Annotated in this window: 6 protein-coding genes; all 6 read right to left on the bottom strand. The window is 69.3% G+C overall.

What is annotated here, in order from left to right:
• Window positions 1-95 precede the first annotated feature (95 nt).
• The 6 genes from ACHZD8_RS14115 to ACHZD8_RS14090 all read right to left on the bottom strand — a co-directional run bounded on the left by ACHZD8_RS14115 (window position 96) and on the right by ACHZD8_RS14090 (window position 9,171).
• Window positions 96-1,901, bottom strand: coding sequence for an ABC transporter ATP-binding protein (locus ACHZD8_RS14115; RefSeq protein WP_394771065.1), 1,806 nt, complete (start codon window positions 1,899-1,901; stop codon window positions 96-98).
• On the bottom strand, window positions 1,898-3,652 hold the full coding sequence (locus ACHZD8_RS14110) for an ABC transporter ATP-binding protein (protein ID WP_394771067.1): 1,755 nt from the start codon (window positions 3,650-3,652) through the stop codon (window positions 1,898-1,900). Before ACHZD8_RS14110 ends, ACHZD8_RS14115 begins: the two co-directional genes overlap by 4 nt.
• Window positions 3,653-4,076: 424 nt before the next feature.
• Entirely contained in the window at window positions 4,077-5,297 is a 1,221-nt protein-coding gene (ddaH, locus tag ACHZD8_RS14105) for a dimethylargininase (protein ID WP_394771064.1), read from the bottom strand.
• 195 nt (window positions 5,298-5,492) lie between these two features.
• Window positions 5,493-7,109, bottom strand: a complete 1,617-nt coding sequence (gene purH / locus ACHZD8_RS14100) for a bifunctional phosphoribosylaminoimidazolecarboxamide formyltransferase/IMP cyclohydrolase (RefSeq protein WP_394771063.1) — start codon at window positions 7,107-7,109, stop codon at window positions 5,493-5,495.
• A complete protein-coding gene (gene purN, locus ACHZD8_RS14095; RefSeq protein WP_394771062.1) occupies window positions 7,106-7,699 on the bottom strand; it encodes a phosphoribosylglycinamide formyltransferase in 594 nt (197 codons plus the stop codon). The genes purH and purN overlap by 4 nt, the downstream gene beginning before the upstream one ends.
• 254 nt (window positions 7,700-7,953) lie before the next feature.
• Window positions 7,954-9,171: a DUF6350 family protein gene (locus ACHZD8_RS14090; protein ID WP_394771061.1), complete on the bottom strand. Its 1,218-nt coding sequence runs from the start codon at window positions 9,169-9,171 to the stop codon at window positions 7,954-7,956.
• Window positions 9,172-9,215: the final 44 nt, after the last annotated feature.

Below are 9,215 nucleotides of genomic sequence, written 5' to 3'. Positions count from 1 at the left end.
GTTTGGCGCCAGAATTGCCCACTCACCGGCGAAGGGGCCCCCGGAGACACTCAGCGCGGAGTGCCTCCAGAGAAACGTGCCGGATGCCGGAGCCGCTAGACGAGCGACTCCCGCCACGCCGCGTGCAGCTTCGAGAACCGACCGGTGCCGGCGATGAGGTCGCGCGGCGTCCCGTCCTCCACGATCATCCCGTGCTCCATCACCAGCACGCGGTCGGCGATCGCGACCGTGGACAGGCGGTGCGCGATGATGATCGCGGTGCGGTCGGCGAGCAGCGTCTGCAGGCCCTCCTGCACGAGGCGCTCGGACGGGATGTCTAGGGACGCCGTCGCCTCGTCCAGGATCAGCACCACCGGGTTGGCCAGGAACGCACGCGCGAACGAGATCAACTGGCGCTGCCCGGCCGAGACCCGGCCGCCTCGCTTGTTCACATCCGTGTCGTAGCCGTCGGGCAGCGACTGGATGAACTCGTGCGCACCCACCGCCTTCGCCGCGGCCACGATCTCCTCGATCGTCGCCTCCGGCTTGCCGAGGGCGATGTTGTCGCCGACCGAGCCCGAGAACAGGTAGGCCTCCTGCGTCACCATCACGATCGCGCGGCGCAGGTCCTTGGGGTGCAGCCGGCGCAGGTCGACGCCGTCGAGCGAGACGACGCCATCCGACGGGTCGTAGAACCTCGAGATGAGCTTCGCCAGGGTCGACTTGCCGGCTCCGGTCGATCCGACCAGGGCGATCGTCTGCCCCGCCGGAATGTCGAGGTCGAAGTGCGGAAGCACCACGCGCCCGGCGTTGTACGCGAACTCCACGCCCTCGAACCGCACGCTGCCCTTCGCCTGCCAGAGGTCGATCGGGCGCGTCGGATCCGGCACACTCGGCTGCTCCTCGAGCACGCCCGAGATCTTCTCGAGCGCGGCCGCGGCCGACTGGTAGGAGTTGTAAAACATCGCCATCTCCTGCGCTGGCGCGAAGAACGACCGGGTGTAGAGCAGCGCCGCGAGCAGCACGCCGATCGCGATGCCGCCCTGCGCCACCCGCAGTCCGCCGACGAGCAGCACGACGCCGAGCGCGACGTTGCCGATGAGCACGAGGCCGGGGTCGAGCACGCCGAACAGGCGGATGGTGCGCATGTTCGCCAGCCGATAGTCCTCCACGTAGCCGGCGAACTCCTTCTCGTTGCGGTCCTCCTTGCGGAACGCCTTGACGGCGCGCATGCCCGTCATCGTCTCGACGAAGTGCACGATGAGCCTGGCCGAGGTGGTTCTCGTCGCGCGGAAGGCCTTCTGCGAGCGGGTCTGGAACCAGCGCACGAGGAACCACAGCGGCACGAGCGAGCCGAACAGCACCAGTCCGCTCACCCAGTCGATGGAGAACAGCGCCACGGCGATGAACACCATGTAGAGGCCGCCCTGAACGAGCTGGTTGATGCCGGAATCGAGAAGCTCGCGGATCGAGTCGAGGTCGCTCGTCTGGCGCGCGATGATGCGCCCGGACGTGTAGCTCTCGTGGAACTCGAGGCTCAACCGCTGGGTGTGCAGGAACACGCGCTTGCGCAGGTCGATCAGGATCGCCTGGCTGATGCGCGCGGTCAGCACCGTGTACCAGGCGATGAGCACGGCCCCGATGATGCCGGTGAACAGGTAGGCGAAGACCGCGAAGCCGAGGGGCACCCAGTCCTGCTTGACCAGCGCCGGCAGGCCGGAGTCGATCCCGTACGCGATGAGCGCCGGTCCCGCGACCTGCGCCGCCGTGCTCACCACGACCACGGCGATGGTGAGACTCACCCGCACCCAGAGGGGACGCAGGAGGGTGCCGAGCAGGCGCAACGAACGGTCGCGGATCTGCTTGCTCTCCGATTTGGTGAAGTCGCTGCGCTCTTCGCCGGTAACTCCGGTGACGCTCATGCGCCTGCCCTTTCCTCTAGTGGCTGTTCCGCCGGTCGGGCCGCATCGACCCGTTCCCGGCGTTCCTCGTCTTCCAGGCTCGAAATCACGAACCGGTAGTGGTCGCTCGTGCCCAACAGCTCCTGGTGCCGACCGACGGCGGTGATTCGGCCGCCCTCGAGCAGCGCGACCCGGTCGGCAAGCATGACCGTGGATGGTCGGTGGGCCACGATGAGCGCGGTGGTCGAGGCGAGCACGCGCCGCAGCGCGGCCTCGACCAGGGCCTCCGTGTCCACGTCGAGCGCCGACAGCGGGTCGTCGAGCACGAGCACCTCGGGCCTCGCCGCGACGGCACGGGCGAGGGCGAGCCGTTGGCGCTGGCCACCGGAGAGGCTCAGCCCCTCCTCGCCCACCGTCGTGTCGATTCCGTCCGGAAGCTGGTAGACGAAGCCGGCCTGGGCGATGTCGATCGCCTCGGCCAGGTCCTCGTCCGTGGCATCCGGGCGACCCAGCAGCACGTTGTCACGCACCGACGCCGAGAACAGGGTCGCATCCTCGAACGCCATCGACAGGTGGGTGCGCAGATCGGACAGGCTCAGGTCACGGATGTCCACGCCGTCGAGCCGGATCGCGCCGCCCGTCACGTCGTAGAGCCGCGTGGTGAGCGAGGTGATCGTCGACTTGCCGCTGCCGGTGAGCCCGACGAGCGCCATCGTCTCCCCCGGCTCCAGCTCGAGGCTGACCCCGTCGAGCAGGTCCGCGTACTGGGCGGGAGAGTCCTGGTAACGGAAGTGCACGTCGTCGAACACGAGTCGTCCCTGGGGCGCCGCGATGGTCTTGGGGTGCTCCGGATCGATGATCGGGTTCGGGGCATCCATCACCTCGAAGAACCGGTCGGCGGCCGTGCGGGTGTCGAACGTCATCGACAGCAGGAAGCCGATCGACTCGACCGGCCACCTCAGCACGGTCGCCGTGGCGAAGAAGGCCACGAGCTGGCCGACGGTGAGCTCGCCGCCCGCCGCCAGGCACACGCCGGCGAGCAGGCAGAGCGCGAACGTCACGTCCGGCACCAGCAGCAGCCAGAGCCAGATTCCCGCGATCGCCTTGGCCTTCTCGATCTCGGTTCCGCGCAGGTCTTCCGCCTGCGAAGCGAAGTTCTTCAGCGCGTGCTGCCCGCGACCGAAGGCCTTGAGCACCCGGATGCCGTGCACCGACTCCTCGACAGCCGTCGCGAGGTCGCCGGCCTGGTCCTGGCTGCGGCGCGCGACCGCGGAGTACTTGTTCTCGAAGAGGTACCCGTAGATCCAGAGCGGGATCGAGCAGACCACGAAGATCAGCCCGAGGATCCAGCTGATCGAGATCAGGAAGAAGAACCCGATGAAGATGGTGATCACGTTGACGACGAGCAGCACGGTGCCGAAGGAGATCCAGCGCCGGATGAGGTTGAGGTCGCTCACCACTCGGGAGAGCAACTGCCCGCTCGCCCAGCGGTCGTGGAAGCTCACCGGAAGCTCCTGCAGGCGCTTGTAGAGCGCGTTGCGCATGTCGGCCTCCACCATCGTGCCCGGCTGGAGTACGAACCAGCGGCGGAACCAGATCATGATGGCCTCGAGCACACCGAGTCCGAGCACCGCGGCCACCGGCCACCAGATCTGGCTCGAGTCACCACTCTGCAGCGGTCCGTCCACGAGCGAGCGCAGCACCTGCGGGATGAGCAGGGCCACGAGCGCGGCGACGAGTGCCACGACCATCCCGAGGTAGATCCGGGGCATTGCCGGTTTTGCATAGGGGTAGAGACGAAGTATCGAGGCAAAGGTGCCCTGGCGTTTTGGGTCTGCAGACACAGTGATTCCTTGGATGCGGGGGTCGTGGACGTGCACGAACCGAGATTGTTGAGCGTGGGAGGGGGTGAGCCGGATGCTTCTGGCAGAGGGCCGCGATGGGCCCGTCGTCTACCGGTTCCTGGCTGGCGTCATGGACGGGCGGACGGCGACACGCTTCGCGCCTGCAGTTGCGAGAAAGGTGTAGATCATGGCGTCCTCCTGGGCACGTATGTTTTTCACTCTGGTTATGGCCACGCCCGCCTCCCACCCTCTCGGGGAGCGACGACCGAACAGCCTTACAGAATATCCCGACCCCCTTCGATCCCACAAGGGGATGCCGCAAACGGGGGCGCAAAAACCTCGCGGCGACTATCTACCGCACGCGCACGGAGAGGCAGGTGACGCATCCCTCGAGCTTCTCGAACTCGCTGATGTCCACCGTGACCACGCGGTAGCCGAGGTCGGCGATGAGCGCGGCGCTCGCCGGGGCGGAGGACGCCATCAGCACGGTGTCCGGCGCCAGCGTCACGACGTGCGCCCCGCCCTCCTCGGGCATCGCGAGAAAGCGGTCGAAGATCGCCGGGTCGTCGACCACGGGCGGGTAGCCGATCACGGTGCCGTCGGGGAGCGCCGTCACCGCGCTCTTGAGGTGCAGCGCCTTCGTCACCGGCACCGCCACGACGCTGTACCCGAGCGGCGCGACGATCGCCCGCAGCTGGCGGATGCCCTCGGCGTTGGTACGGCCGCCTCGCCCCACGTACACGGTCGTGCCCACCTTGAGGACGTCCCCGCCGTCGAGGGTGCCCGGCAGCGCGATCCGTTCGACCCGCAGACCGGCTTCGCGCACCGTGGCCTCCGCGCCCGCGATCTCGCCGCGGCGGGACTCGGCGCCGGGGCTCGTGATCACGGCCGTGTCGCCGAACAGCACCACGGCATCCTCGATGAACACCGAGTCGGCGAGCGAGTTCGCGACCGGAACCTCCACGATGTGCCAGCCGTTGTCGGCGAAGGCGGCCACATAGGCGTCCCACTGGTCGTTCGCCAGGTCGGTGTCGATGGCCGTGCGGTCGACGTGGGTGACCTCGCCCTCGGCGAGGTTGTCGGCCGGCGCCCGCACGAGGGCGACGCGCCGCTCGCCCGATCGCGCGGGGGCACCGATGACGCTGGTGAAGACCCACGCGCCCACGGTGAGGGTGGAGAGCACCGCGACGACGACGAAGACCAGATTCGGGCCGATGAGAGTTCCGAACAACTGCGTGAGGATGGACCCGGAGAGCACGGTCCCTCGCAGCACGATGGTGAGCGCGGTGCCCACCAGGGCGGCGACGATGCCGGCGACGAGCGCCGCGACGAGCCTCACATACCAGTAGCGGTATACGCCGACGACGCCGAAGATGGCGAGAACCACGAACACACACAGGCTCGCGCCGAGGAAGTAGTCGCCGAGCTGCACGAGAGTGGCGGAGTCCGCTCCCGCTCCCACGAAGAAGAGCAGCACCGTCACCGCCTGGGTTGTGACGGCCACCGCGAGGGCCGACAGCACGGCGGCGGCGAGGGTACGCAGGGAGGGAACGGGTCTGGCAATTGCGGTCATGGGAGACGACCCTATCCCGTTCCGTCCGACCCTCGACCGATGCGGGCCGCGCCGCCCCGGCCGCCCAATCCCCCACTCAACCGTCACCAACTGCTGCCTGAAGGGCCCCAGCGAGCAGTTACTGACGGACGAGTGGCAGATGCCGCGACAGGTGAGCACTCCGCCCCACTCAACCGGCCGACCCGGCGTCTCGCGCTAGTGGTAGAAGTGGCGCTCGCCGGTGAAGTACATCGTGACGCCGGCCTTCTTCGCCGCCGCGATCACCTCTTCGTCCCGCACCGAGCCGCCTGGCTGCGCGACGGCCCGCACGCCGGCCTTGAGCAATATCTCGAGCCCATCGGCGAACGGGAAGAACGCGTCGGATGCCGCCACCGAGCCGAGCGCGCGGTCCCCCGCGCGGTCGACGGCGAGCCGACAGGAGTCCACGCGGTTGACCTGGCCCATGCCCACCCCCACCGACGCGCCGTCGTCGGCGAGCAGGATGGCGTTGGACTTCACCGCGCGCACCGCACGCCAGGCGAACTCGAGGTCGGCGCGCGTGGCGTCATCCGCCTCGTTCCCGGAGACGAGCTGCCAGGAGTCCGAGCTGAACTCGTCGAACACGTCCGGCTGCTGCACGAGCAGCCCGCCGCTGATCTGCTTGAACTCCACGTCGTCGCGGTGGTAGCCGGCCGGAAGCTTGAGCAGCCGCAGGTTCTTCTTGGTCTTGAGAAGCTCGAGCGCCTCCTGGTCGAAGTCCGGGGCGATCACCACCTCGGTGAAGATGTCCTTCACGCGCTCGGCCATCTGGATGGTGACCGGGCGGTTCGCCGCGATCACTCCGCCGAACGCCGAGACGGGGTCGCACTCGTGGGCGCGGAGGTGCGCGGAGGCGATGGGGTCGCCGGCCCCACGCGCGACGGCGATGCCGCACGGCTGGGCGTGCTTGACGATGGCGACGGCCGGCTCGCTGAAGTCGTAGGCGGCGCGCAGGGCGGCGTCGGCGTCGACGTAGTTGTTGTACGACATCTCCTTGCCGTGCAGCTGGGTGGCCTGGGCGATCCCGGCTCCGCCCTCCGAGACGTAGAGCGACGCATCCTGGTGCGCGTTCTCGCCGTACCGAAGCACCTGGGAGAGGCTCGCCCGCACCTCGAAGACGTCGGCGGCCTCGGCCGCCTCTGGCAGGGGGTGCGCCGCGCGGATGCCGATGCTGCTGGCGAAGAACGCGGCCACCGCCGTGTCGTAGGCCGCGGTGTGGGCGAAGGCCTCGCCGGCGAGCCGCTGGCGCTGGGCGAGAGTCGTTCCGCCGAGCGTCACGGCCTTGATGATCTGCTGATAGCTCGCCGGTGACACCGCGATCGCCACGTTGGCGTGGTTCTTGGCGGCCGCGCGTACCATCGCCGGGCCGCCGATGTCGATCTGCTCGATGGCGTCATCGCCGGTGACCCCGGAGGCGACCGTCTCCACGAAGGGGTACAGGTTCACCACGACGAGCTCGAACGGTTCGATGCCGAGCTTCGCGAGCTGCACCTCGTGGCTCGCGAGCCTCAAGTCGGCGAGGATGCCGGCGTGGATGGCGGGGTGCAGGGTCTTGACCCGCCCGTCAAGCGACTCGGGGAATCCGGTGATCTGGGCGACCTCCGTGACCGGATGCCCGGCATCCGAGATCGTCTTGGCCGTCGACCCGGTGGAGACGATCTCGACCCCGGCCGTCGCGAGGGCGGAGGCGAGCTCGAGCAGCCCGGTCTTGTCGCTCACCGAGATGAGCGCGCGGCGGATGGGGATGGCGTCGCGGGAGCGGAATTCAGATGGGGCGTGGATGGGACCGCTCATGCGTGGGCGAGCTCCTCGAGGTTGATGGTTCCGTTGGCGATGTCGAGCACGGTCTGCACGAGCAGTTCGCGCTCGACGGGCTTGATGCGCTCGTGCAGGGTGGACTCGGTGTCGCCGGGCAGGATCGGCACCCGGCGCTGGGCGATGATCGGGCCGGCATCGACCCCATTGTCGACGATGATGATGCTCGCCCCGGTCTGGTCGACCCGGGCGGCGAGTGCGTCCCGCACGCCGTGGGCGCCGGGGAACTCGGGCAGGTAGGCCGGGTGCGTGTTGATGAGGTTGGGGCTGAGCGCGGCGATCACGCGCGGCGGCAGGAGCTTCATGAACCCGCTGAGGATCACCAGGTCGGGCTGCCACTGCCTGATCTGTTCGAGGATGGCGTCACCCCAGCTCTCCCGGTCCGGATAACTGGAGAGGGCGGCGGCGAAGGTGGGGATGCCGAAGGCCTCGGCGTGCCCGAAACCGTCGGCGTCGCGGTCGGCACCGACGGCGACGACCCGGGCGGGGAACTCCGCGTCTTCCGACGCTTCGAGGAGTGCGCGAAGGTTCGACCCGCCGCCGGAGATCAGGACGACCAATGAAAGCACCCCCCGAGCCTATCGCGCGTGAGCCGGGCGTCTTCGTCGCGGTCGCATCCCGCCCGGGGCCTCCCCTACTCGCGTTTCTCCGGAGGTCTGCGTATCTCAACCCGCGCTTCTCCGGAAGTCTGCGTCCAAAACGGGCGGTTCGGGCTCCTACCGGGCCGAAAACGCCCTCCAGAGGCCGAACCTCCGGAGAAGCGCGACTGCGGAGAAGCGCGGCTCCGGAGAAACGCGGGCGGGCGCGATCGGGCGAGCCCCCGTCAGGGTCGTGGCGGGCGGCCGACCAGCAGGCCGATCACGGCCGCCACACCGAATTCGAGCGCCGCGAACGCGCCGACGAGCAACGGCGACGGGCCGACATCCACGAGCCTGCCCGGCCCGGCGGCGCCGGCCGACGCCCAGGCGAGGAGACCGAGCGCGACGCCTCCGACCACCCCGATGAGCAGGCCGGTGCCGATCAGGATCCCGGCCGACGGACGGGCGTCGAGCGCCGCGACGAGCCGCGGGCGCGCCAGGATCGCGGCGAGGAAGCCGGCCAGAACCGGAATGAGGAGACCGAGAAAACCCCACGCGAACTGCCCGCTCGGCAGCGCGCCCAGGATGGGGATGGCCGGGATCGGCCCGAGGCTCGTGCCGAGCGGGCTCACCGCCGAACCGGTGCCGATCGAGAATCCGGGTCCGACAAGCCACGACGCGGCCCAGATCACGAGGTTCGGCAGGAAGGCGAGCTGTCCCACTGTGATCGCGATGCCGCCGAGCACCGCCGCGTGCACCCCCTCGTAGAGCGAGATGATCCTGGCGTAGCTCAGCAGCAGCAGCACGGCCACGAGCACGGCCGACACCGCCAGCACCACGGAGGCCGCCCCGAGACCCCCGGTGAGTGCCGCCGTCGCGACGGCGCGGGATCGCGGGCGGCCGCCCAGACGGTCCAGGAGGGAGCGCCCGGATGCCGTGCCCCGAACCGCCACCGACGTGCGCGAGCCGAGCACGAGTCCCACGAACAACCCGATCGCGAAGACGATGGTGGGCAGGAGCGCGCCCTGCCAGATCGACGGCCTCGCCGACGCGGTGAGGGTGCTGAGGGTGACGCCCAGCGAGAGCACGCCGAACGTCACGATCGCCGCGAGGATGCCGAGGTAGTTGTGCGGGATCTCCCCGATCCTGCGCCCCGCCCGCGCCCCGAGCAGCACCGTCAGCAGGGCGAACCCGAGGGGGGCGATGGAGAGGATGAACGGGGCGCCGGCCCCCGCGAACCCGAGGCTCGCGGCGATCACCGGGTTGAGCGTCATCGTGACGTCCACACCGGAGCCCAGCAGCCAGATGTCGGCTGCCGCGCGCCAGAACACGATCCAGTCGATCTGCAGGCCGTACTGGAACGCCCAGAGGATCGTCAGCGGCACGAGGGAGATGCCGATGCCGATACCCACGACGAGGAGCGCCTCGAGAGCGGCGAAGAGAGTGGTGAGCGGACGATTCATACCGGTGGGAGCCTACCCGCGCCTCGCACGCCGACCGGCCCGCC

This window comes from Lacisediminihabitans sp. (genome assembly GCF_043726815.1).
In the GTDB taxonomy this organism is placed as follows: domain Bacteria; phylum Actinomycetota; class Actinomycetes; order Actinomycetales; family Microbacteriaceae; genus Lacisediminihabitans.
This window is presented reverse-complemented; position numbering and strand designations above follow the sequence as displayed.